At 55.7% G+C, this 25,472-nt stretch carries 22 protein-coding genes; 21 read left to right on the top strand and 1 reads right to left on the bottom strand.

Annotated elements, in window-relative coordinates; translation table 11 throughout:
- The 11 genes from ACR0BU_RS03645 (at window position 1) to ACR0BU_RS03695 (ending at window position 15,012) form a co-directional block, all read left to right on the top strand.
- On the top strand, window positions 1–864 hold the full coding sequence (locus ACR0BU_RS03645) for a branched-chain amino acid ABC transporter permease (protein ID WP_480736190.1): 864 nt from the start codon (window positions 1–3) through the stop codon (window positions 862–864).
- Complete coding sequence (locus ACR0BU_RS03650) at window positions 861–1,889, top strand: branched-chain amino acid ABC transporter permease (RefSeq protein ID WP_480736188.1); 1,029 nt, start codon at window positions 861–863, stop codon at window positions 1,887–1,889. Before ACR0BU_RS03645 ends, ACR0BU_RS03650 begins: the two co-directional genes overlap by 4 nt.
- Window positions 1,890–1,893: 4 nt before the next feature.
- A complete protein-coding gene (gene kce, locus ACR0BU_RS03655) occupies window positions 1,894–2,832 on the top strand; it encodes a 3,5-dioxohexanoate:acetyl-CoA acetone transferase (RefSeq protein ID WP_480736187.1) in 939 nt (312 codons plus the stop codon).
- Window positions 2,833–3,364: 532 nt separating this feature from the next.
- Window positions 3,365–3,949, top strand: coding sequence for an ANTAR domain-containing response regulator (locus ACR0BU_RS03660; RefSeq protein WP_480736185.1), 585 nt, complete (start codon window positions 3,365–3,367; stop codon window positions 3,947–3,949).
- Window positions 3,946–5,115, top strand: coding sequence for a CmpA/NrtA family ABC transporter substrate-binding protein (locus ACR0BU_RS03665; protein ID WP_480736184.1), 1,170 nt, complete (start codon window positions 3,946–3,948; stop codon window positions 5,113–5,115). Before ACR0BU_RS03660 ends, ACR0BU_RS03665 begins: the two co-directional genes overlap by 4 nt.
- A gap of 271 nt (window positions 5,116–5,386) precedes the next feature.
- Window positions 5,387–6,751, top strand: a complete 1,365-nt coding sequence (locus tag ACR0BU_RS03670) for a CmpA/NrtA family ABC transporter substrate-binding protein (RefSeq protein WP_480736182.1) — start codon at window positions 5,387–5,389, stop codon at window positions 6,749–6,751.
- A gap of 73 nt (window positions 6,752–6,824) precedes the next feature.
- On the top strand, window positions 6,825–7,907 hold the full coding sequence (locus ACR0BU_RS03675) for an ABC transporter permease (protein WP_480736180.1): 1,083 nt from the start codon (window positions 6,825–6,827) through the stop codon (window positions 7,905–7,907).
- Window positions 7,908–7,912: 5 nt separating this feature from the next.
- On the top strand, window positions 7,913–9,592 hold the full coding sequence (locus ACR0BU_RS03680) for an ABC transporter ATP-binding protein (protein WP_480736179.1): 1,680 nt from the start codon (window positions 7,913–7,915) through the stop codon (window positions 9,590–9,592).
- 4 nt (window positions 9,593–9,596) lie between these two features.
- A complete protein-coding gene (gene nirB / locus ACR0BU_RS03685; RefSeq protein ID WP_480736177.1) occupies window positions 9,597–12,032 on the top strand; it encodes a nitrite reductase large subunit NirB in 2,436 nt (811 codons plus the stop codon).
- Window positions 12,029–12,361, top strand: a complete 333-nt coding sequence (gene nirD / locus ACR0BU_RS03690) for a nitrite reductase small subunit NirD (RefSeq protein WP_480736175.1) — start codon at window positions 12,029–12,031, stop codon at window positions 12,359–12,361. The genes nirB and nirD overlap by 4 nt, the downstream gene beginning before the upstream one ends.
- Window positions 12,361–15,012: a molybdopterin-dependent oxidoreductase gene (locus tag ACR0BU_RS03695; RefSeq protein ID WP_480736174.1), complete on the top strand. Its 2,652-nt coding sequence runs from the start codon at window positions 12,361–12,363 to the stop codon at window positions 15,010–15,012. The genes nirD and ACR0BU_RS03695 overlap by 1 nt, the downstream gene beginning before the upstream one ends.
- 674 nt (window positions 15,013–15,686) lie before the next feature.
- Here the strand turns inward: ACR0BU_RS03695 and ACR0BU_RS03700 are convergent.
- Window positions 15,687–16,367 (bottom strand): GntR family transcriptional regulator, encoded by a 681-nt coding sequence (locus ACR0BU_RS03700; RefSeq protein WP_480736173.1) that lies wholly within the window; start codon window positions 16,365–16,367, stop codon window positions 15,687–15,689.
- Window positions 16,368–16,707: 340 nt separating this feature from the next.
- Between ACR0BU_RS03700 and ACR0BU_RS03705 the strand changes: the two genes are divergently transcribed.
- From ACR0BU_RS03705 to ACR0BU_RS03750, 10 genes are all read left to right on the top strand, one after another.
- Window positions 16,708–17,691 (top strand): TRAP transporter substrate-binding protein, encoded by a 984-nt coding sequence (locus ACR0BU_RS03705; RefSeq protein ID WP_480736172.1) that lies wholly within the window; start codon window positions 16,708–16,710, stop codon window positions 17,689–17,691.
- 93 nt (window positions 17,692–17,784) lie between these two features.
- Window positions 17,785–18,279: a TRAP transporter small permease gene (locus ACR0BU_RS03710; RefSeq protein ID WP_480736170.1), complete on the top strand. Its 495-nt coding sequence runs from the start codon at window positions 17,785–17,787 to the stop codon at window positions 18,277–18,279.
- The gene (locus tag ACR0BU_RS03715; protein ID WP_480736169.1) at window positions 18,276–19,586 is read left to right on the top strand and encodes a TRAP transporter large permease; all 1,311 of its coding nucleotides are present in this window, start codon (window positions 18,276–18,278) and stop codon (window positions 19,584–19,586) included. The genes ACR0BU_RS03710 and ACR0BU_RS03715 overlap by 4 nt, the downstream gene beginning before the upstream one ends.
- Before the next feature lie 97 nt (window positions 19,587–19,683).
- Window positions 19,684–20,427 carry an SDR family NAD(P)-dependent oxidoreductase gene (locus ACR0BU_RS03720; protein WP_298933957.1) on the top strand — a complete coding sequence of 248 codons (744 nt, stop codon included), beginning with the start codon at window positions 19,684–19,686 and terminating at the stop codon, window positions 20,425–20,427.
- Between the two features lie 18 nt (window positions 20,428–20,445).
- The gene (locus tag ACR0BU_RS03725; RefSeq protein ID WP_299886574.1) at window positions 20,446–20,757 is read left to right on the top strand and encodes a cupin domain-containing protein; all 312 of its coding nucleotides are present in this window, start codon (window positions 20,446–20,448) and stop codon (window positions 20,755–20,757) included.
- Window positions 20,758–20,762: 5 nt separating this feature from the next.
- The gene (locus ACR0BU_RS03730; protein ID WP_480736168.1) at window positions 20,763–21,680 is read left to right on the top strand and encodes a sugar kinase; all 918 of its coding nucleotides are present in this window, start codon (window positions 20,763–20,765) and stop codon (window positions 21,678–21,680) included.
- A 31-nt stretch (window positions 21,681–21,711) separates the two neighbouring features.
- On the top strand, window positions 21,712–22,908 hold the full coding sequence (uxuA, locus tag ACR0BU_RS03735) for a mannonate dehydratase (protein WP_480736166.1): 1,197 nt from the start codon (window positions 21,712–21,714) through the stop codon (window positions 22,906–22,908).
- 419 nt (window positions 22,909–23,327) lie between these two features.
- On the top strand, window positions 23,328–23,984 hold the full coding sequence (locus ACR0BU_RS03740; RefSeq protein WP_480736165.1) for a class II aldolase/adducin family protein: 657 nt from the start codon (window positions 23,328–23,330) through the stop codon (window positions 23,982–23,984).
- Between the two features lie 29 nt (window positions 23,985–24,013).
- Entirely contained in the window at window positions 24,014–24,265 is a 252-nt protein-coding gene (locus ACR0BU_RS03745; protein ID WP_480736163.1) for a hypothetical protein, read from the top strand.
- Window positions 24,266–24,894: 629 nt separating this feature from the next.
- On the top strand, window positions 24,895–25,344 hold the full coding sequence (locus tag ACR0BU_RS03750) for a hypothetical protein (RefSeq protein ID WP_300071690.1): 450 nt from the start codon (window positions 24,895–24,897) through the stop codon (window positions 25,342–25,344).
- Window positions 25,345–25,472: the final 128 nt, after the last annotated feature.

Consider the following 25,472-nt stretch of genomic DNA (forward strand, 5'->3'; position numbering starts at 1 on the left):
ATGGAATGGCTGAACGCTATCGTGCAGGGAACCCTACTCGGCGGGCTTTACGCTCTGTTCGCGGCAGGGTTGTCATTGATCTTTGGCGTCATGCGGCTGGTCAATATTGCCCATGGTGACCTGATTGTGCTGGCCGCGTATCTCGGGCTGACGGTAACGACCGCGACGGGAATGCATCCGATGGCCGCGTTGGTGATCGTTGTTCCCGCAATGGCGTTGATCGGATATGCCCTTCAACGCGGCCTCCTGAACCAAACTTTGGGCGACGATATTCTTCCGCCCTTGCTTGTCACCTTCGGCCTAAGCGTGATCATCCAGAACGGATTGCTGGAGGTCTACACAGCAGACCCCCAAACATTGAATGCCGGTGCGCTTGAAACAGCAAGTGTTGCCGTGGGCGGTGTGGCACTCGGAATCTTACCGCTTCTCACCTTCGGTATCGCCATCGCGGTGATCTGGGGGCTGCAATGGACCTTCTATCATACCGCTCTGGGGCGCGCGTTCCGTGCCGTTTCGGACAATCAGGACATCGCCCAGCTCATGGGCCTTAATCGTCGCCACATCTTTGGTCTGGCTATGGCCTTGGCCCTGGGCGTGACTGCGATTGCCGGTATCCTGCTTGGTATTCGAACCAGCTTTGATCCCTCAATTGGCGGAGGGCGCCTGATCTTTGGCTTCGAGGCCGTCATTATCGGGGGGCTGGGCAACCTTTGGGGGACGCTGATTGGTGGCGTGATCCTTGGTGTTGCGCAAACAATCGGCGCCAAGATCGACCCGGGTTGGCAGGTGCTTGCTGGCCATATCGCCTTCCTTGTCATTCTTGCCGTTCGTCCGAACGGCCTCTTCCCGAGGGTTTCCGGATGAATCTGCAGGACTATTCCGTATCTCGATCATCAAAGGCAGCGCGAGTTGCTGCGATCCTTACCGCAATCGCTTTGCTTGTTTTGATAGCAGCGCCTTTGTGGGCGGGTCGCGCCGACATGCGGCTGATGGGAGAGTTGTTTCTTTACCTGTCCCTCGCCACCCTTTGGAACCTGATGGCAGGTTACGCCGGTCTCGTCTCGGTTGGTCAGCAGGCCTATGTGGGCTTTGGCGGCTATATGCTCTTTGCGTTGACGATGTTGGGCGGGCTGCACCCTTTGGTTGCTATCGCAGCTGCAGGCGTGCTGGGGGCTTTGGTCTCGATCCCGGTTGCCGTTCTGATCTTCAGGCTTCGGGGCGCTTATTTCGCCATAGGCACCTGGGTCATCGCCGAAGTCTTCCGGCTGAGCTTCGCGCAAATCTCTGCGCTTGGCGGAGGATCAGGATCTTCGCTCCCGGTTGCCATCGTGAAATCCCTGGCGTCCGGTCGTGCGATGCGAGAGGCGTTGAGCTATTGGTTGGCGCTCGGCGCTGCTGTTTTGGTGGTGACAGCCGTGTATCTATTTCTGCGCTCTCGCCAAGGGTTGGCGTTGACGGCAATTCGCGACAACGAACTCGCAGCTGGAAGCTTGGGTATCGATATCTGGCGCACGAAGTTCATCGTGTACGTCGTCACCTCGGCATTCACAGCGATGATCGGCGCGCTCATGTTTTTGCAAAAGCTGCGCATATCACCGGATGCCGCGTTCAGCGTCAATGACTGGACCGCCTTTGTCATCTTCATCGTGGTGATCGGCGGCATCGGCACAATCGAAGGTCCGATTATCGGCACGCTTGTTTTCTTCGCCTTGCGCGAAACATTGGCCGACCTCGGAACAACTTACCTGATCGTTCTCGGCGGGGTCGCGATTGTCGTCATGCTCAAGGCGCCGAAAGGCATCTGGGGTCTCGTCCGCAGCCGCTATGACCTACAACTTTTCCCGCTGGGCTACCGCGTGAAGCACATCGGACAATCCAAGGAAAACTGAACCCATGGCCCGACAGAAAAAGACCATAATCACCTGTGCCGTAACTGGTGCAATCCACACGCCGACAATGTCAGATGCATTGCCCTACACTTATGACGACATCGCACAACAGGCGGTTGAAGCGGCCGAGGCCGGTGCATCAATCTTGCACCTGCACGCGCGAAACCCCGAGAACGGCTCTCCGTCGGTCAACCCGAAAGATTTCGCCCCTTTCCTGCCACGCATCAAACAGGCCAACGACGCAGTTGTGAACCTATCAACCGGTGGATCACTGACATTGTCCATTCAGGATCGGATCACCCCAGCCAAGACCTTCAGCCCTGAAATGTGCTCGATGAATATGGGTTCGATGAACTTCTCGTTTCATCCATTGGCCAACCGTTATGGCGATGACGATTGGAAATTTGATTGGGAGAAAGACTATGTCGCGAACTCCGATCAGAACATCTTTCGCAATACGTTCCGTGACATTCGCGAAGCGGCCGAAACTCTGGCCCCGCATGACATTAAATTCGAGCACGAATGCTATGATGTTGGGCACCTCTACAACCTTAAGTTCTGTATGGATATAGGACTGTTCAAAGCGCCGATATTCATTCAGTTCATTTTTGGTATCCTCGGTGGCATCGGCCCCGAGGTCGATAACCTGATCTTCATGAAACACACTGCAGATAGGCTGTTTGGTGACGACTATCGTTGGTCCGTTCTAGGAGCTGGCGGCGCGCAAATGGCACTTGCCACCACTGCAAGCCAGATGGGCGGTAACCTTCGTGTCGGACTGGAGGACAGTTTGTTCATCTCTCGCGGAAAACTGGCCGAGAGCAATGCTCAGCAAGTATCCAAAATTAGACGTATCGTAGAGGATCTGGGCAGTCAGGTTGCTTCGCCCGATGAAGCTAGGGAAATTCTGGATTTGAAGGGTGGAGATCGGGTGGCCTTTTAGGCGTTCAGTCCCGACATCTTGTGGACAGGATTAATAATGAATCGATCCGACTCGGCAGCCCAGGTTTTGAAAATGTCTTCTTAGGGCCTGAGTCCCCCGTGTGTTTTCAACCTGCCAGCAACACGTTGTTTTTTAACAGAATCGGCGGAAATCCGACATTCGCACGCAGGTTCGGGTTCACGTGGGTCGAGTTGCCCAATCGGGCTTGAGACAATGGCCGCCCCCACTGCTAGCGAAATTCAGCACTGCGACAACTACGGCTCCCCAAGCGAGATGCGACTTCGCGTTGCCGATGCGAATGGTATTGCTCCTTCGGGACCCAAGGTGAACGTCAGATGTATGAGCCAAAAACTCGATCCTATGCTCGGAGACCAGGCTCAAAGCAATTTTCTTTGATGGCATGCAAAAAAACTGTGCAATCATTCTGCTACATCAAAATAAACGCTGTTAAATTGGGCGAACCCGTAGCCTGACAGAGAGTTTGATGGCTTTCGAATTGTCATCAACAAAGCTTGGGCTCAATTGAGTTCGCATGAAACAACACCTGACTGTCGTTGTAGTCGAGCAAAATCAAGAACACGCTTTCGCGATTGTAGATGCCTTAAAAGAGTCCGGAGATGTAGACGTCTTTGTAATCGGTAATGTCTCAGGGCTAGCACGTCAGATTGCGACGCACAGCCCGGACATTGTTCTGATTGATATAGACAATCCATCGCGCGATATGCTGGAAGAATTGACCGTTGCTTCGGGCCCAATGGAACGCCCTGTGGCAATGTTTGTATCCAGTGCGGCTGGCGGATTGGCCAAGGCAGCAGTTGAGGCAGGCATGTCCGCATACGTCGTCGACGGTCTTCAGGCCGATCGGATCAAACCCGTTATGGATATCGCTATCGCACGGTTTAAGATGCTGCGTCAGGTGCGCGTTGAATTGGAAGAAACGCGCCGCGCGCTGGAAGAGCGTAAGCTGATCGACCGAGCCAAGGGACTGATAATGAAAGCAAAAGGCTTTCAGGAGGATGAGGCCTACGCTCTGCTGCGCAAAACAGCGATGAACCAGAACCGGCGCGTGGCGGATGTAGCCGAAGCCTTAGTGACAGCTTCGGGGTTGCTATCGTGAGAACCGTTACCTTACCCGTCGCTTATATGCCGCTGGTCGATGCGGCCCCGTTGATCGTCGCGCGCGAGATGGGTTTCGACCATGCCGAGGGCATCTCGCTAGACCTGCAGCCAGCTCCTTCATGGTCATCACTGCGCGATATGCTGGCCTTTGGCCATGTCGATGCCGCGCATTTGCTTTCTCCGATCCCTGTGGCGATGGCCTTGGGTTTGGGCGGCATCGCGACACCGCTTTCCGCGGTGTCCGTCCTATCCCTGAATGGCAACGTGATTGGTGTTGGCACCAATCTGGCGGGACGGCTAGCCGGTTTGGGATATGGCTTCGATTTTAAGGATGCCGAAGCGGCAGGCGCTGGCTTGGCCAAGGCTGCCAGTGACGTTCTTGTCTTCGGGGTGCCTTTCCCGTTTTCGATGCATGTCGAATTGCTACGTTATTGGGTAGCAGGAACCGAACTTGCTTCGAAACAGGTCGAAATTCGCACCGTACCACCGCCATTGATGGCGAAGGCACTTGCGACCGGTGAGATCGATGCCTTCTGCGTGGGTGAGCCTTGGGGTTCGGTTGCTGTAGACGACGGCGTCGGTACTTTGCTCCTGCCGGGTCGCGCAATCTGGACCTGTGCGCCGGAGAAGGTGCTAGCCGTCCGAAACGGCTGGGCCGAAACCGAGCCCCACCTGTTGGGCAGCCTTATGCGAACGGTCTGGCGCGCGGGTCGGTGGCTGTCTAACCCAGAAAGCCGGACAACCGCATCTGAGATGCTGTCGCGCAAAGCCTACCTGAATGTCTCGCCCGAGTTGATCGACTGCGCTCTCATAGGCGACTTCACGATTTCCGGGCTTGGAGAGCAGCGCCATGTGGAGGGGTTTGTCGAGTTCTTCGACGGAGCCGCCACCTTTCCATGGCGTAGTCAGGCGAAGTGGGTCGCGCATCAACTTGCAATACGAAACGGGTTGGACGCTGGTATTGCGGAACGTCAGGCAGCCAAAGTCTTTCGCAGCGATCTGTATCGTCGCGAATTGCAGAGCCTTGGCGTTGAAACACCCGGTGCATCCGAGAAGCTGGAAGGTGCATTGACCGAGTCGACCGCAGTCGCGTCGACCAATGGCAGTCTGATTCTGCCTCGAAACGTGTTTTTTGACCGGCGCGTTTTCGAGCCGACCGGGTGAGACTGCACAATTTTGTTGCACCGCAGCATTAAAGTTTGTTGCGATGCAGAATTTCCCACGACGAAATGGCGAAAACTGATGACGTCCCGACGTCTGACGGGCTTAATCGTCTCATCGGCAAGCAACGACGCTTACCGACGGAATTCGCCCACAATCCAGGGCACCTATCAAGAGCAAAGCTGCTCGACCATCCGCCACCTCCTCCCGGCGGACTGTGTCGGCGGCTTTTTTTGTTTGCCCAAGGGGTTGGGCTGAACCGAAAGGGATCGAGATGAAAAAGCTACTTCTGAGCCTGGCAGCGACGACATCGTTTGTCTCTCCTGCATTTGCTGAGCTGGAACTGGAGAAAGACGAACTAACCTTTGGCTTTATCAAGTTGACAGACATGGCACCGCTGGCTGTGGCCTATGAGCAGGGATACTTCCTTGATGAAGGACTGTTCGTCACGCTGGAAGCACAAGCCAATTGGAAGGTGTTGCTGGACGGTGTGATCGATGGTCAGTTGGATGGCGCGCATATGCTGGCCGGGCAACCCTTAGCGGCGACCATCGGGTACGGGACGGAAGCCCATATTATCACTCCGTTTTCGATGGACCTAAATGGCAATGGCATCACCGTGTCCAACGAAATCTGGGAAGAGATGAAGCCGAACATCCCTGTGATGGATGACGGCCGTCCGCAGCACCCGATTAGTGCCGAGGCGCTCGCTCCGGTTGTTGAGAAATACAAGTCTGAAGGCAAGCCCTTCAACATGGGCATGGTCTTCCCGGTTTCGACCCATAACTACGAACTACGCTACTGGCTGGCCGCTGGTGGCCTGCACCCCGGCTACTATAGCCCCGAAAACGTCACCGGTCAGATCGGAGCGGATGTTTTCCTGTCGGTGACGCCACCGCCGCAGATGCCCGCCACTTTGGAGGCTGGCACAATCTATGGCTACTGCGTGGGTGAGCCCTGGAACCAGCAAGCGGTGTTCAAGGGCATCGGCGTTCCGGTCATCACCGACTATGAACTTTGGAAGAACAACCCCGAAAAGGTTTTTGGCATCACTGCCGAATTCGCCGAGGAATACCCGAACACCACCTTGGCCGTGACCAAGGCGCTGATCCGCGCGGCGCAGTGGCTGGATGAAAACGAAAATGCCAACCGTCCGGAAGCGGTCGAAATCCTCAGCCGCCCGGAATATGTCGGCGCGGATTACGATGTTATCGCCAACTCGATGACCGGGACTTTCGAATACGAAAAGGGCGACAAACGTGACGTTCCGGATTTCAACGTGTTCTTCCGCTATCACGCGACCTACCCTTTCTACTCGGACGCTATCTGGTACCTGACCCAGATGCGTCGCTGGGGCCAGATCCCCGACTCCAAGCCTGACAGCTGGTACGACGAGGTGGCCAAGTCGGTCTATAAGCCCGAGATCTATCTGGAAGCCGCGCGTTTGCTGGTCGATGAAGGCTTGGCGAATGACGCCGACTTCCCTTGGAACAGTGACGGTTACAAAGCGCCGACCCCGTCGGAGGATATCATTGACGGTATTGCCTATGACGGTCGCACCCCCAACGCCTATCTCGAAAGCCTGTCTATTGGTCTGAAGGGCGACCAGAAGATCGTTGGCTCGGACGTACAAGGCTAACCCCGAAACGCCACGCCCGGCATCAGTCGGGCGCGGACCCCAACAGTGCCCCGCCATCGCAAGGACACAAAAGATGACAACGGTCGATCCCGAATTCAACACAGACGTCGCGCGGCAACAGCGTCGCGCCCGCCTTTTCACTCGCATCAACGCAGCGGATAAATGGTTTCAGGTGCTGGGCCTCAGCTGGGCCACGCCCGTCCTAAAGGCAGCCGCCGGAGACAATCCCCGCGCTCAGATGACCGAGATCTGGCGGTTGCTGATCGTGCCGTTGCTGTCGATTTTCGCTTTCCTGCTTCTGTGGGGTTCGCTGGCGCCAAAGGTACAGACCTCGCTGGGCGCGGTTCCCGGACCGGCGCAGGTTTGGGCGGAGATGGTCAGCCTGAATGAAGACGCAAAAGCCAAGGCGGCAAAACGCGCCAAGTTTGAAGCCATGGTCGAAAAGCGAAATCAGAAATTCATTGATGCCGGCCAGCCGGAGAAGGTGAAAGACGTCGCTTTCACCGGGGCTCCGACCTACTACCAGCAGATCTGGACCTCGGTCAAAACTGTGTTTTTCGGCTTTCTGATCGCCACTGTGATCGCGGTTCCGCTTGGTATCGCTGCTGGCCTGTCTCCGACCGCAAATGCTGCCTTAAACCCGCTGATCCAGATCTTCAAACCGGTCTCACCTCTGGCATGGCTGCCGATCGTGACCATGATCGTCTCGGCCGTTTATGTCACCAATGACGGCTGGTTCGCCAAGTCCTTTCTGATCTCGGCCATTACCGTGACCCTGTGTTCGCTGTGGCCCACGCTGATCAACACCGCGCTGGGTGTGGCGTCCATCGACAAGGATTTGGTGAACGTGTCCAAGGTGTTGAAAATGAACACCTATACCAAGATCACCAATCTGGTTCTACCGTCGGCGCTACCGTTGATCTTCACCGGCCTGCGCCTGTCGCTTGGCGTCGGATGGATGGTTCTGATCGCGGCCGAAATGCTGGCGCAGAACCCCGGTTTGGGGAAGTTCGTCTGGGATGAGTTCCAGAACGGCTCGTCCAGCTCTCTGGCCAAGATCATGGTTGCAGTCTTCACCATCGGCATCATCGGCTTCTTGCTGGATCGGGTGATGTACGCGCTGCAATCCCTCTTTACCTTTACCAACAACCGGTGAGCGCGATGAGCATTTTGAGCTTCAAAAACGCCTCGAAATCCTTTGGCGACGGCACCGCGCGCACCGATGTGCTGAAAGACATCGATCTGGACGTGCGGGAGGGTGAGTTTCTGGTGATCCTCGGCTTTTCGGGCACCGGGAAAACCACCCTGATCAACCTGCTGGCGGGGCTGGATAACCCAACCGGCGGCGAGGTCACATTCAAGGATGCCCCGATCAAGGGACCGGGGCCGGAACGTGGTGTGATCTTCCAGAACTACTCGCTGATGCCATGGCTAACGGTCAGCGGCAATGTGGGGCTCGCTGTCGATACGGTCTTTCCCGGTCTCAACAAGGCTGACAAGGCCGCGAAGGTCGCGCATTATGTGAAAATGGTGGGCCTGAGCCACGCCGCGATGCGCCGCCCGGCGGAATTGTCCGGCGGGATGCGCCAGCGGGTTAATGTGGCGCGCGCCTTGTCGATGAACCCCGAGGTTTTGCTGTTGGATGAACCTCTGTCGGCTCTTGACGCACTGACCCGCGCCAATCTGGCAGATGAGATCGAACATATCTGGGAAGCCGACAAGAAAACCTGTGTCCTCATCACCAATGACGTAGATGAGGCGATCATTCTGGCTGACCGCATCATTGCCCTGAACCCAGATGGGACGCTGGGGCAGGAATTCCGCGTCTCGATTCCCCGCCCGCGCGACCGCGGGGCCATGAACAATGACGAGACCTTCAAACACTTGCGCGCGGACGTCACCAAATACCTGATGGATGTAGGCATTGAGGCCAAAGTTGAAGGTTCGCGCATCCTGCCGGATGTGACGCCGATCCATGGTGTGCCGACTGCGGTGGCTGAGGCGCAGAAGGGGCTGATCGAGAACCGGTTCCTCGACTTCTCGCAACTGCACAAGGTCTATCCAACGCCCAAAGGTCCGCTGACCGTGGTTGAGGATTTCGACCTGAAAATCGACAAGGGTGAGTTCATCTCGCTGATCGGGCATTCGGGCTGCGGCAAATCCACGGTTCTGACTATGGCTGCGGGTCTGAATGACATCTCGAAGGGCGCGATCAAGTTGGATGGCCGTCACGTCGAAGGCGCCGACCCGGAACGCGCTGTGGTGTTCCAATCGCCCAACCTGTTCCCCTGGCTGACCGCCAAGGAGAACGTCGCGATTGGCGTCGACAAGGTCTATCCCAAGTCAAGCATCGCCGAGCGGCAGGACGTGGTGGAGTACTATCTGGAACGCGTCGGACTGGCCGATGCGATGGACAAATCTGCCTCGGATCTCTCGAACGGTATGAAGCAACGCGTCGGTATTGCCCGCGCTTTTGCCCTGTCACCCAAGCTGCTTTTGTTGGATGAGCCTTTCGGGATGCTCGACAGCCTCACGCGATGGGAATTGCAGGAAGTGCTGATGGAGGTCTGGTCCCGCACCAAGGTCACCGCGATCTGTGTGACCCATGATGTGGACGAGGCGATCCTGCTGGCTGACCGGGTGGTGATGATGACCAACGGCCCGCAGGCGACGATCGGCAAGATCACCAAAGTCGACCTGCCGCGTCCGCGCACCCGCAAGGCCCTGCTGGAGCATCCGGATTACTACGCCTATCGGCAGGAAGTCCTGGATTTCCTTGAAGAATATGAACACGGCGCCAAGCCGAAATCTCCCGCCCCCAAGGCGATTGCAGCGGAGTGAAATCATGAAGCAAAGACTTGTTGTCATTGGCGCAGGGATGGCCTCGGGCCGGGTGCTTGAACACCTGACCGATGCCGCGCCGAATGCGTTCGACATCACCCTGTTCAACGCCGAGCCGCGCGGGAACTACAACCGCATCATGCTCAGCCCGGTGCTGTCGGGTGAGAAGTCCTATGAAGAGATCGTCACCCATGATGACGCCTGGTATGCCGAGCGCGGCATCGCCTGCCGTTTTGGCGAGAAAGTGGAAAAGATCGATCGCGAGATGAAGGTGGTAGAGGGCGCGAACGGGCATGTGCCCTATGACAAACTCGTTGTCGCGACCGGGTCGAATCCTTTCATCATCCCGCTGCCCGGTCACGATCTTGAGGGCGTGATCGCTTATCGCGATCTGGAAGATACCCAACAAATGATGGACATGGGTCCTGACAACAAGGTTGTCGTGATTGGCGGCGGTCTGCTGGGGCTTGAGGCGGCGGCAGGTATGGCCGCACACGGTGTTGACGTGACCGTAGTTCACATCATGGGCCACTTGATGGAGCGCCAGTTGGACGAAGCCGCAGGCTACCTGCTGAAGAAATCGCTGGAAGACAAAGGCATTAAGATCTGCCTGCAGGCGAACTCGAAGGAGATCCTTGGGCGGAGCGGAAAAGTCCGCGCGCTGCTGCTGGATGACGGAACCGAGCTGCCCTGTGACCTGCTGGTCATGGCTGTGGGCATCCGCCCGAATACTGCGCTGGCACAGGACACTGGGTTGGCCACCGGGCGCGGTATCCATGTGGATGACCAGATGCTGACCTCGGACCCGGACATCTACGCCGTCGGGGAATGTGTCGAGCATAATGGGGAGGTCTTCGGCCTTGTCGCGCCGCTTTATGATCAGGCAAAAGTGGCGGGGCAGGCGATTTTGGACGAGGAAGCTTCCTTCGTCCAGAAGAGCCTATCGACCAAGTTGAAAGTCACCGGCTGTGACCTGTTTAGCGCGGGCGATTTTGCGGATGGGCCAGGACGCGAAGATATCGTGTTCCGTGATCCTTCGCGCGGGATCTACAAACGACTCGTGATTGAAGAGGACTGTCTGATCGGCGCAGTCATGTATGGCGATACCGCCGATGGCAGTTGGTTTTTCGGCCTGATCAAGGACGGTACCAACATTGATGAAATGCGCGAGACTCTGATCTTCGGCCCGGCCTATCAGGGGGGCGATACTGCGGACCCTCTCTCAGCCGTTGCAGCATTGCCGCCTGAGGCGGAGATTTGCGGCTGCAACGGCGTATGCAAGGGCGATATCGTAGAGGCGATAAGCGCGGGTGCCGGTGATCTGGGCGCAGTGCGTGCTAGCACCAAGGCCAGCGCATCTTGCGGGACGTGCACCGGTCTGGTCGAGCAATTGCTGCAGGTCACTCTGGGCGACGGGTTCGAGATGCCGACCGCGCAGTCGATCTGCGGCTGTACAGACCTGACGCACGAGGATGTGCGTCGATTGATCAAGGGACAGGAACTAAAAAGCCAGGCCGCTGTCTGGCAGGAACTGGGCTGGATCACGCCCAATGGCTGCCATGTCTGCCGCCCGGCGATCAACTATTACCTGCTGGCAGACTGGCCTCTGGAATACCAAGATGACCCGCAAAGCCGCTTCGTCAACGAACGCAAACACGCCAACATACAGAAGGATGGCACATTCAGCGTTGTGCCACGCATGTGGGGCGGGATCACCACGCCCGAGGAGTTGCGAGCGATTGCCGATGCGGCGGACAAATACGACGTGCCAACAGTCAAAGTGACCGGTGGCCAACGTATCGACTTGTTGGGGGTGAAGGGCGAGGACCTGCCCTTAATCTGGTCGGATCTAAACAAGGCGGGGTTGGTCTCAGGTCATGCCTATTCCAAGGGGTTGCGCACAGTAAAAACCTGCGTTGGCACTGATCATTGCAGGTTTGGGACCCAAGACAGCACGGGGCTCGGCATCAAACTTGAGAAGATTCTCTGGGGGTCTTGGACACCGCACAAACTCAAGCTGGCTGTCTCGGGCTGCCCCCGGAATTGTGCCGAGGCGACCTGCAAGGATATCGGCGTGGTCTGTGTCGACTCCGGCTATCAGATCAGCATCGGCGGGGCCGCGGGTATGGATGTGAAAGAGACTGAAACACTATGCCAGGTGTCTACAGAAGATGAAGCGATCGAAGTCGTGATGGCAGTCACCCAAGCTTACCGAGAAGGCGGTAAGTATCTGGACCGCCTTTATAAGTGGCTGGGGAAGGTCGGCATGGACTGGGTCAAAGTTCAGGTCGTCGATGATCTTGAAAACCGCGACGCCTTGGTCGCCCGGTTCGAGCTGTCCCAAAGTATCTACCGCAAGGATCCCTGGGCCGAACATGTGCGGGAGAAGGCGCAGACCTACGGGCCGATCGCAGATTTCACACTGGAGGCCGCGGAATGAGCTGGATCGACATCGGACATATCGACGAGGTGCCGTTGCGTGGCGCGCGCCTGGTGAAAACCCATATAGGTTGTATCGCCGTCTTCCGCACCGCCGAGACGGAAGTCTACGCCGCCACCAATAGCTGCCCGCACAAGGGCGGGCCTCTGTCCGAAGGTATCGTGCATGGCCAGTCGGTCACTTGCCCGCTGCACAACTGGGTTTTTGACCTGAACACGGGTGAGGCGCAGGGCGCTGATGAAGGTCGGATCAACACCTATCCAGTGCGTCTCGAAGACGGTCGTATCCTGCTGGACGATAGTGCGGTTACCCGGCGGAGCGCGGCCTGATGGATGGAACCGGCCTGCCTGAGGTCCGCTCGACTTGTGCCTATTGCGGTGTCGGCTGCGGGGTCCTGTTGCGTCACGATGGGGCCGGAGGGTTGGCGGTACGCGGTGATCCGGACCACCCGGCGAATTACGGGCGCTTGTGCTCGAAGGGCTTAGCGTTGGGCGAAACGATTGGGCTGGAAAAGCGATTGCTGACTCCTCGCGCCTTTGGCCAGGACACCAGCTGGGACAATGCGTTGCAACTGGTCGCGGATCGGTTCTCAGCCGCCATAGATGAGCACGGGTCGGACAGTGTGGCCTTCTACGTCTCGGGCCAGTTGCTGACCGAGGATTACTATGTCGCCAACAAGCTTATGAAAGGCTTCATGGGTTCGGCGAATATCGACACCAACTCGCGGCTTTGTATGGCCTCAACAGTGGCCGGGCACAAACGGGCCTTCGGGACGGACACAGTGCCCGGAACCTATGAGGATCTAGATCAGGCGGATTTGGTTGTATTGGTTGGCTCGAACCTCGCTTGGTGTCATCCCGTTCTCTATCAGCGGGTCATTGCGGCGCGTCAGGCGCGCGGTACAAAGATTGTGGTTGTAGACCCACGCCGAACAGCTAGCTGCGATCAAGCCGACCTGCATTTGGCACTGCAGCCGGGCAGCGACGTGGCGCTGTTCAACCGTTTGTTAACCAGAATTCACCAAACTGGGCATGTGGCAGCGGATTTTCTGGATCGCAGCGTTGGGTTCTCTGAGACCCTTGAGCTGGCACAGCTTGACGATCCCGATGAGACGGGGCTTAGCCCTGATGAGATTGAGGCGTTTTGCGGTCTGTGGATTGGTACCGAGCGGGTTGTTACGATCTTTAGTCAGGGCGTGAACCAATCCTCAAGCGGAACCGACAAGGTCAACGCGATCTTGAATTGCCATTTAGCCACCGGTCGGATCGGGCGCGCAGGGATGGGGCCGTTCTCAGTCACAGGTCAGCCAAACGCGATGGGCGGTCGAGAGGTGGGCGGCTTGGCCCATATGCTCGCCTGCCATTTGGATATCGAAAACGAAACCCACAGTGCAGCCGTCCGGGATTTCTGGAAGGCGCCCAAGATGCCAAAGAAGCCGGGGTTCAAAGCAGTTGATCTGTTTCGCGCCGTCGAACGCGGCCAGATCAAGGCGCTTTGGGTCATCCACACCAATCCAGCGGTCACCATGCCAGATGCAGACAGAGTGAAAGCTGCTATCAAAAACTGCCCATTCACAGTTGTAAGCGACCTGACTGCTCAGACAGACACCGCTCGCATCGCAGACGTATTGCTGCCAGCTGCGGGTTGGGGCGAAAAAAGCGGTACAGTAACCAATTCCGACCGCACGATCAGCAGACAACGCGCTGTGCTGACACCCCCGGGACAAGCGCGCGCGGACTGGCATATCCTGGCCGAGGTGGGTCGCCGCATGGGATGGACAAAGGCTTTCAGCTATGAGTCTCCTGCGCAGATTTTTCGAGAATACGCAAACATGACCTCCCTTGCCGTGTTGTTTGGCAAGGACTTCGACATTGCAGGATTTTCAGACATTGATGACGAAGACTATGAGGCGCTGAGCCCAACACGGTGGCCGACGACATCGCGCACTAAAGACGGGCGTTTCTTTGGCGACGGGCAGTTTTTCCATCCAGATGGCAAAGCGCGTTTTATTCCTGTCGCCCACAGACCACCCGAGGCAGAAATTTCTGAACGATACCCTTTCCTATTGAACACAGGGCGGAATCGGGATCAGTGGCACACTATGACCCGGTCTGGCTTGTCGCCTCGTCTATCGGCCCATCTTGCCGAGCCTTATGTGGAGATTAACCCGAAGGACGTTGATCGACTGGGTCTTGGTACTGCCGATTTGGTCGAAATTAGAAGTTCAGTCGGAAGCGGCATCTTTCGGCTTCGCATCACGGAAGCTATCGCCCCGGGTCAGGTATTTGCGCCTATTCACTGGACGGGCGAAACGTCCCCAGCAGCCCGTGTGGACGCGCTTGTTCCAAGTGTGACCGATCCGATTTCCGGACAGCCGGAAAGTAAGGCAACACCAGTTTCTGTACGACGTATGAATGCCGCTTGGTACGGTTTTGCCGTTTCAGTTGCTGCTGCCTCGCCTAAGGCAGACTATTGGGCAACCACCAGAGCGGCCAAAGGATACAGGATGGAGTTGGCCGGGAAACACGTCGTCGACGACTGGGAAAGCACCGCCCGGGAGTGGTTCGGATTACGCAATGCCGTGGCAACTTCTGTAGAAGATTCAAAGAGTGGATCGTACAGAATTGCGCTGTCGGAGGGGCGGCGCTTATTGGCGGTGTTCTTCGTATCCCGAAAACCTATCACCCTGATGCGAGACTACTTGGCAACCTTACCCGAGGTCGCGCCCCAGCAGATTTTGTCCGGCCGTTCAGCTGCGGCTTCGGAAGACTGCGGACCAATCGTCTGTTCGTGTTTCGGGGTCGGGCTAAGAACCATCATCCGCGCTATTCACGACAAGCGTTTGATCAGTGTGAACGATATCGGAGATGCTCTTCAGGCTGGAACGAACTGCGGTTCTTGCCGGCCAGAGATAACTGATTTGGTCACTGAGCATTCGAAACTACTTCACGAGGAGTCGGAGCATTGCCCGCAAGAGTAAATCATAGGGTCTGATTGCTCTTGCTACAGGTTGGGCGCCCGAAAGTGGCCACCGGAGTAGTCGCAGCGAATTGGCGCTTCGTTGCACGCTTCAGTCATGTGTGACAGCCGCACCGAGTGACGGGCTTGCCAATTTCGTTCCGGGGGCTGACCGCGCCTGCCATATATGCTTGCAGATGCAATGACTGATTAGTTTGCTTGTCTTCGCATCCAACACAAACGCCTTCGTGGCTCCTTGGGTGAGCAATTTTCCGAACGAATGCATTCGGGTTTTCCTCGCTGCGGGAGCAATCGGCATAGTGCATCCAGCAAATCTGCGCTGTTCATCTTCTGTTTGACCGCCATGGGTAAAGCCTCGCATGTGTACTCTCCAACACCGTGAGCATCTTCTAGGGACGTCTGTTACTCAGCTTGTGTGAATACAATCGACGCTCCAGATGTGATTGGGATGTTGCGGTCAGGGCCGGATGATCGAGCTGCCCTTGTGTTGCTGAGGGAGTTGCAGGCCTTCTTCGCACCTGAGCCAATGACGGCTTTTGGACCGCTTGAAGGGGAGACGCCGGAGACACGCAGCCGAGCCGGCTTGCTCAGCCAGAGATCGTTTCAAGTAACACCGGTTTCTACGTTATACAGCGGAGCAGCAAGACATAAAAGAAGCCGCCTAAAACAAGTTTGCTACTCATCAAAGTAAGCGTTGTGGGTCGTGTAAATCGCTTGGATCGTCGGTGTCAAACGGTCAAGATGCGTGCGAAGGATTTGATCGGCTGTTTTCGCATCCCCGCTGAACAGGGCCTGCAAAAGAGATTGATGATCTTGGTACAGAACATCCATTGCTTCTTTGCTGGTCAAAGCCAGCATGCAAAGGCGATCAACCTGCGCCTTGTTCTCGGCGATGATTTCGAACGCAAACGCTTGTTTGGCCGAAGCGCAAAGTAGTTTGTGAAACTGGTAGTCCAGATCATGGAACAAACTGACACCTTCTGATGAGATTGCAGTGGCCTGCTCACGTAGGTTGGCTTTTAACGCTGCATCTACCGACTTGTCGCGATCTGACGCTGCAGCACGAATGACTTCCAACTCGACCGCTGACCGCACAAAGCGGGCATTTGCGATTAACTGCCGTGAGAACGGCCGAACAACTGTTGCCCGTTGGGGTCGAACCAAAAGAAGATTGAGGTTGGCAAGCCGTGTGAAAGCCTCTCGCACAGGTTGACGTGAAAATCCGAATGATTTCGCGACATCCGCTTCGGATATCTTTGTCCCTGGAAGCAACTCCAGCCGGGTAATTTGTCCAAACAGTTCGTCAAAGACGACATCGCTACTCGTCGTACGCTCAAGTGTTCCCAATGCTGCCATTTGTTTTTTCCAACCTCTGCTTAGCACCAGTTTGGCAGATAAATGAGAGAAGTAACAGAGTAAATTAGGATACTAGGAGACATAATATTTACTGTTTTATATGGATAATTATAAATGTTCTGAAAAATTTTACAGAATCTAGGTTGACTAGTATCCCAGTTTTCGTGTTGTGTATGCCCATGAACGAGGGCGGAGCAATCGTGCTAGCTGGGAGGGCATCAGATCATCCAGATTTGGGTGAAGACTGATCTGGCAATGCCGCTTGCAAGGTTTCGAACACGATCGCCAGTCAGAGACGACTGGAAGAAAACAAGACCTGAACTTGATCTGGGAGGATATAATGTTCAATTTTTCACTTAAGACGATGGCTGCGACGGCTGTTTTGCTAAGCGGGATTTCGACCGCGCAGGCTGATGTCACGCTGCGCGGCGCAAGCATGTTTGATGAAGAGCATGCGTTCACCAAGACACTGCGCGAGTTTGAACGGTTGGTCGCCGAGAATTACGATGGTGAGGTCGAGTTTGATCTTCGGCTGAATGGTGAGCTTGGGGTCGAATCCGACTATGTCACCTACCTCAACCAAGGTGTCGCGGTAGATTACACGATCCTGGCCCCGTCCAACATGGCCGTGTTTTCAGAGTCCATTCCATTGATGGATATGCCTTTCCTGTTCCGCGATCTCGAACACTGGGATGCGGTGCTTTCATCGGATGCATTGAAACCTCTTGAGGATGATCTGCGTGAAGCCGCGGGCATTGTGATCGTCGGGTATCACGGTGGTGGAGTACGCAATCTCGCATCTGCCGAGCCCATCACAAACATGGAAGAGCTTGCAGGACACCGTATGCGCGTCATGGGGGCGCCGATTCAGGCGCAGACATTCTCAGCTGTTGGTGCGGCACCATCTGCCATCGCCTACAACGAAGTCTATAACGCAATCCAAACAGGCGTTATTGCCGGGTTCGAAAATGAAGCGGCCTCGATCCAGAACCTGAAGTTCTACGAAGTCGCGCCGCATGTTTCATTGACCCAGCACACGATCACTGTACGCCCAATTGTGATGTCAGCGAAAATCTTCGATGAACTGCCAGCGAACCTGCAGGCTGCTATCATGGAAGCTGGCGCTGAAGCCGGTGCATTTGGTCGCGCGCTAGAGAGCGGTCAGGACGGTGAAAAGCTTCAGGCAATGATCGACGCAGGTCAGATCGAAGTGCACGAGTTCGAGGGCCGCGAGAAAATGCTGGAATTGGTTCAGCCGGTCCAAGACGCCTATGCTGAAGAGCTGGGCGCGACAGAACTGCTCAACAACGTTCGCGGAATGTAATCTCCCGGCTGACGGGCGGGTGAGTCATCAAGCTCGCCTGTCGGCATAATTTCAGATGCGCTTGACGCGTCACATTGCGGAGTAGGGCGGAACATGCTTGGAAAATATCTGGATAAGTTCTGCGCTGGGCTTCGCATATTGCTTGGTGTGATGATGGGCACACTCGCCATCCCGGTCGCGATGCAAGTTGTTTCTCGCTACACCGGTTTGATCCCAACTTACCTTTGGACCGAAGAGCTGGCGACGTTCCTGTTCGTCTGGATTGTGATGATCGGGTCAATTGTCGCTGTCTGGGACGGTACGCATTTCGACGTTCGGATCACCCGGAATGTGATGAGACCGCTGCCAAGTTTGCTTCAAGACGGCATAGTTCACGTTGCCATCATGATTTTTGGGGCTTTCTTCCTGTTTTACGGCATCGAATACACCGAATTTGGGGGTAACCAGCGGTCCGTAATGATGCGCGCCAATCTTGCGATTACGCACATCTCGGTCCCGATTGCCGGAGGGTTTTGGTTTCTCTTGTCAGGCTACCGGTTGGCCGAAGCCGTCGCGAAATATCTTAACCGAGAGAGCAACCAGGCATGATCCTCGATACTGCAACTGCCGCCACGATGCTTATTTCGGGCTTTCTGGTGCTGATTTTCATCCGTGTCCCAGTGGCATTCGCATTGGGTTTGGCGACCCTTCCGGTTGTGTTGCTTGAGCTGCGGCTGACGCCGTTCATCGTGCTGGATCGGATGTTTCAATCTTATAACTCGTTCATCCTGTTGGCCGTGCCATTCTTTCTACTGGCAGCCAACCTGATGAATTCCGGCAAGGTAACCGACCGGCTGATCGAACTGGCGCGCGTGTTGACCGGCTGGATGCCTGGCGGCTTGGGCCATGTGAATGTCGCTGTGTCGATGCTGTTTGCAGGCATCTCCGGATCTTCCACAGCAGATGCGGCGGGCATTGGAAAAATCCTGATCCCAGCCATGCAGAAAGAGGGGTACGACACGCGGTTTGCCGTCGCCATTACCGCCTGCTCTTCGGTGATGGGGGTCATCATCCCGCCGTCGATCCTGATGATCGTCTGGGGCGGTGTCATGCAGGTCTCTGTCGGCGCGTTGTTTCTGGGTGGTGCGATTCCGGGCTTGATGATCGGCCTTGCCTTGATGGCCACGGTATATGGCTTCGCAAAAGCTCGCAATTACCCGGTGACAGCGACGCCTAATTGGGGTGAGTTCTGGGCCGCTTGGAAAGGGGCCGCACTGGCTCTTTTGACGCCGGTCTTTGTGATTGGCGGTATCGTGGGCGGCCTCGTAACGCCAACTGAAAGTGCAATCATCGCAGCGGGTTATGCGCTGATCCTGGGTATGTTTGTCTATCGGACGGTCACACCCAAAGACTTGGGCTTCATCCTCTACGATACGGCACGATTTGCAGCCATTTCGCTGTTTGCAATCGGCACCGCGTCGGCATTCGGCTGGCTACTGTCCTTCTACGATGCGCCGCGTCTTATCGTCGGCGTCTTGACCGCGTGGGAGTTCGGCGCTTTTGGAACAGCACTGTTGATTGCCCTGCTGTTTCTCCTCTTTGGCCTGTTTATCGACGCAATCCCGACGATCATCATTCTTGGCACGGTTCTGATGCCTGTGGCCCAAGCGGGTGGGGTTGATCCAATCGCCTTCGCCATCATCGGTATCGTCTCGCTTGCTTTCGGGCTCGTGACGCCGCCCTATGGCTTGTGTTTGCTAATCTCTGCAGCGATCGGCGGCCTAAACGTTGTGCAAGTCCTGAAAGAGGTTGTGCTCATCCTTGCCCCAATGCTGGTCATTCTCATTCTGCTGGCGGCATTTCCCGAAATCATTCTGTGGCTCCCAAAGGCACTTATGCCGGGGGCATTCCGTTAGTGGCTCCTCCCTTTGCGCTATGAGCGCATTCCGCAGGCAGCCAACTTAAACCAATGACAAATGCGAAGCTGGGTGCTTCGCTACAGGAAGGACCAAGATGAAACTTGCAGGTAAAACCGCTATCGTGACCGGGGGAGGCCGTGATATTGGTCGCGCCGTTGCACTCAAGCTCGCCACTGAAGGCGCAAATGTTGCGATTAACTACTTTTCCAGCTCGAATGGCGCGGACGAAACCGTCGCTGCAATCGAAGCCAATGGCGGTAAGGCGATCGCCTTACAAGGAGACTTGAACAAGAGAGCGGATGTTGACGCGCTGGTGTATCGCACTGTCGAAGTTTTTGGAGGCGTCGACATTCTGGTCAACAACGCGGGCGGCCTGATTGCTCGCAAAACCATTGCGGAAATGTCCGTTGAGCATTGGGACGCCGTGATGAGTCTGAATCTGACCAGTACATTCCTGATGACGCAGGCCTGCCTGTCCAGGATGACGTCAGGAGCCATTGTGAATCTCGCCAGTCAAGCCGGGCGCGATGGTGGTGGGCCGGGTGCCGTCGCCTATGCCACTGCCAAAGGCGCGGTCATGACCATGACACGCGGATTGGCAAAGGAAGTCGGCCCGGACATTCGCGTAAATGCGCTTTGCCCTGGTATGATCGACACCGATTTTCACAACGTTCACACGCCTGATGCAGGTCGTCGCGGCTTTGAAGCCAACGCGCCGCTAAAGCGTCAAGGTCATGTGGATGATGCAGCGAACCTGGTTCTATTCCTGGCCTGCGAGGACAGTGCTTTCATCACTGGCGCAAATATTGATCTCAACGGTGGCATGCTGTTTTCCTAATAGAAAAGGAGAGAACCTGTGTCCCATTTCCCGATCGTCTCCACCGGTGAGCATGTCACGCGGCAGGTCCTTTCTGATCATTCGGAGATCATGGTTGTCGCCTTCCGGTTTCAGGCGGCCGGGGCGATTGGTGCCCTTCACAGCCATCCGCATGTTCAGGCGACCTATGTCGAGAGTGGACGATTTCGTTTCACACTTGGTGAACGCGAACAAGAGTTTGGCCCCGGTGACAGCTTTGTCATCCCGTCAGGCCAAACCCATGGCTGCATATGCCTGGAGCCCGGTACATTGGTCGACAGTTTCACACCCCGTCGCGACGATTTTTTGTAACTGATATGCGTTTCTTGGCAATCGGGGAGTGCATGGCAGAACTTGCCCCATCAGATCAGATCGGTGAGTTCAAGCTTGGTTTTGCGGGCGATACCTTCAACACAGCATGGTACCTTGCACAGGGCGCATCAGATATCGACGTCAGCTATCTGACCGCCGTCGGAGACGACGTGATTTCGCAGGACATGCGGACGTTTATGAAGGACAGTCGGATTTGCGATACGCACGTCCAGGTCATCGCAGGCAAAACAGTTGGGCTATATATGATCCATCTCACCAATGGTGAGCGCAGTTTTTCCTATTGGCGCGGCGACTCCGCAGCCAGACAACTCGCGGTCGACGAGATTGCACTTGGGCGGGCAATTGGCGACGCAGACTTAATCTACTTGTCTGGAATAACTCTCGCCATTCTCGATCAACCATCGCGCGAAAAGTTGCTTGATGCTTTGCGTCATGCTCGAGCGCACGGAATGACTGTTGCCTTCGACACGAACCTGAGACCGCGGCTTTGGTCTACGCCGCAAGAAATGACAGACATGATTATGATGGCTGCGGCACAATCTGATATCGTTCTGCCATCATACGATGATGAAGCAGAGTGGTTCGGGGATCGCGATTCAATTGCAACGCTGAACCGATATGCTGAGATTGGGGTGGATCAGATTGTCGTCAAAAACAGCGCTCAGCCAGTGGTTTTTCAGAAGGCAGATCAACGCGGTGAGGTAGACGTTGATCCAGTGACAGGTGTTGTCGACACCACCGCAGCAGGGGACAGTTTTAATGCTGGTGTATTGGCAAGTGTTTTAAGGCACGATGATTTAAGTGCCGGGATACGGCATGGATGTCGCCTTGCAAGCCATGTCGTCCGCCACAAAGGCGCGCTCATTCCTGTCGATGTAAATCTCGGGAAAGATGAGGCGTGATGGTGACCCCGTATGATCAAAGAGCAACACCATGAAACAGACCTGGCGGTGGTTTGGCCCTTCCGATGCGATTTCGATTGGTGAAATACGGCAAACCGGCGCAACCGGCATCGTCTCAGCCTTACATCATGTTCCAACAGGAGAGGCTTGGTCCGTCGAGCGGATCAAAGAGCGGCTGCAACAGATTGAACAGCCCGGAGGTGTTCCATCCGGGTTATCTTGGGATGTCGTTGAAAGTGTGCCGGTGTCTGAAGCAATTAAATCGCAAACCGGACCGGTTAGCCATCACCTTGAAACGTACAAGGAAACGCTTTGCAATTTGGCTAAGTGCGGCATTTACACGGTCTGCTATAACTTTATGCCTGTACTGGATTGGACGCGGACAGACCTAAGCTATGCGCTTCCACATGGTGGGCACGCGATGCGATTTGATCTCTTGGATTTTGTCGTATTCGATTGTTTCATCCTATGCAGGAAAGGCGCAGAGCAAGACTATTCAACCGAGATCGTAGAAGCTGCACAGGCCCGGTTTGTAAATCTGGGCGACGGAGATCGCCTGAAATTGTCGAACAATATCGTCGTTGGTTTGCCAGGGGCGAACGACAATTGGTCTCTTGCGGACGTGAAACGTAACCTCGACGCATATATCGGTGTGACACCTGAAATGCTCCGGTCCAATCTGGTTGATTTCCTGTCCGAGGTAATCCCGACGGCTGAAGACCTCGGCATCCGGTTATGTTGCCACCCCGATGACCCGCCGTTTCCTTTGCTTGGGCTGCCTAGGGTCATGTCGTCGCAAAGTGATTACGTCACCGTGTTGGATGCGGTCGACAGCCCGGCAAATGGGGTAACTCTATGCACCGGTTCATTGGGTGTTGATACAGAGTTCGACCCTGTGTCTTTCATTGCTCAGCTTGGTCATCGCATCCACTTTGTACATCTTCGCAATACGATGCGCGGCGGTCCAAGTGACAACAATCGCCACAGTTTTTCCGAGTCCGAACATCTGGCCGGAGACACCGATATGGTTGCAACGATCCGCGCCTTGCTAGCCGAGGAACAACGGCGCCGAAATAAGGGACGGTCAGATTATGAGATCCCCATGCGACCGGACCACGGCCACGCCCTACTGAGCGATCTCACACGTCCGTCACAGCCTGGTTATCCATTAGTAGGCAGGATGCGCGGTCTCGCTGAACTGCGCGGCGTTATACATGGCTGTAGTTAGACCTTATTTGGGTTTGGTGCCTAAATTCGCAGGTTATTGGCGAGCGTCTGCCCTTCCGGACAATTGCCTGATTTGATGGAAAGCCTGAATGTCGCGCCACAATCATGTAGGGCGCGCAGCGCGTGTGTTTCATGCCTTTGCCCTGCAACCATTCAGCCAGATCGCCCGAGACTTAGTCGGGGCTGTTGTCGCTGAGCAAGCGCGGCTTGTGACCGACGTGGGCCCGATCATATGCGCGAGACATCCTCTGTCGAATCCACGCACCCGATCGGTCATTGCTTCTAATCGATGACGTGACACTGACCCCTTACATCGCGAGCGCCTCGGCACGGGCCGCACTATACGCTGCCCAAGTTCTTGCCGGGTATGTAAGCTACATCAAGGGAAATCCTTTGAACAACTTTTGTGGAGCCTAGCATATGAATGAGACCAAAATCCGGGCCGAAGTCGTTGCCGCCTATCAGGAATTGAGCCTGGAAGGGATGAACAAAGGCGCATCAGGCAACGTCTCGGCCCGTTGCGGAGATCACATGCTGATCACGCCTTCAGGTATTCCCAGCGCGCAAATGTCGCCCGACCAAGTTGCCAAAATTGCCATCGATGACGAGACAGGCGCGTGGGACGGGCCATGCAGGCCCTCGACTGAATGGCGTTTTCACCGCGGCATCCTTGCTTCGCGCGAAGATGCTGGCGCGGTCGTGCACACCCACGCACCATTCGCTACCATCTTGTCGATCCTACGCAAGCCTATTCCGGCGGTCCATTATATGATTGCAGCCTTCGGTACCACTGAAATCAAATGCTCTGACTACACAACATTTGGTACAGATGATCTGTCGAAGATGGTTCTAGAGGCAATGACTGGCAGTGCCGGTTGCCTGATGGCAAATCACGGTATGGTCGTAACTGGCCCGAACATGACCCGCGCGATGTGGTTGGCCGGTGAATTGGAACAATTGGCCAGCCAGTATTATCACAGCCTCCTTTTAGGCACGCCGCATGTCCTAAGCGAAGCAGACATAGAGAAGACCGCAGAGTTGTTCTCCAGCTATGGCCCACAGACCACAGAGGAGTAGCGAAGCCCGACGACATTGATGTATTCGTCATGGGTGTGCTCACACCCGACATCAAGATCATCGCTCGTGACAATCACGGCTTGATCGTCGCCAGAGACACTGTTGACGAAGTGTGCGCTGCAAATGCGGTGCACACTGCGCTTCCACTGCCTCCAACGAAACTGGATGCGGAAATCACACCGCCTTGCTGGTCCTCGTCGATGGCGGAGCCGATGACCTTCTCGATGACCCGTTGGCCCATAAATTTGCTCTTTTGGATCAAAGGATTGCGCAAGCCGTAGCAAGTGATGATGATCGCCCCCTCTTTGTCTCCTCGCCCCGGGCAGGGGTCTTTTGCTGCACAAAGATGCAAGTATCGGCGCAAAACCACGAACTCAGCGCGCTTGGCACACCGCTGTTACAAACCATCCGCACAGTAGGCGCAGCGGCCCGGAATGATTCCGTCATCAAAGTCCGCGAAAGCTTCTTGGACCTTCGAAGCAGTGTACCGACACATGTTAAGGCGGACTATGGCGTGGCGCTTTTGGCGGAAATGGGGCGCAGGAATGAGCCTTGTGGCTGAACCGATTTGCCTATTGGTTGATCTCTACGATGCGTTCCTCATCAATCAGTTTGGCGATGAGGTTATTGTTTTTGGCCAATGGTCCTCGGCAAGAGCTTGAAAAGGTTTGGCCAATCAAAACCAACCCGCCCGATACGGGCGCTGTGTTCGCTTTCGCCACGTACCGGCCCGGTTTGGGGTGTGAGGCGTACGATACATGAGGACGGCCAAGCCTCGCCAGTTCCACATCAGTGTTTGAGAAATGTAACATTCTCGCGATTGCTGCAATTGCGTCTCTTTTCCGCCGGAATCTCGACTGATAAGGGGGCGTGCGTAAGTGGTAGTATGTTGAAAGGTGTGAGTGGGCAGATGAGAACCGGGTTCAACGGTCGCGTAGCTATTTCGTGGAAACAAACGGATATTGATGGGCTCGAGGCTGCACCTCTGGCCTATTTGGCTGTTGGAGCGGCATGGTCCTGGCGCGGTCAAGCTATGGTGCTGAGTGAAGCTTTGGAACACAAGCTTGAACAGACCGGGTATGCTGGTGGCGCTGCGTCTCGAATGGGCGGTCGTTTCCCAACGGTCAGACAAGTGCCGGGTCACGTCAGTGGAACAATAGTTTTGACCAACGGTGCTCAGAGCTTTGATGCGGATATTGTTGTCGATGACGACAACATCTACCCGACTTTGGTTTTCGAACATGGATGCCCCCCACGCGATCAGGAGTTCTGGATCAGCGAAGTGACCGAGCAGCCCCTGCCGCAATATGCAGACAAGATAGGCGGATCCGCTGTAATCTCTTTCCCATCCCAAGCCTAGCCTAACAAAAATGTCTTCGGAATTGGTCCCCGCATTTGGGTTGCTCGAATTCGCTATGACAACAGGCCCCTTGGTTTTCTCGATGTTTTTGCCACTACGCGGCTTGGCGTGTTGACTTTGCTGGAGCC

Source organism: Ruegeria sp. CK2 (assembly GCF_056536585.1).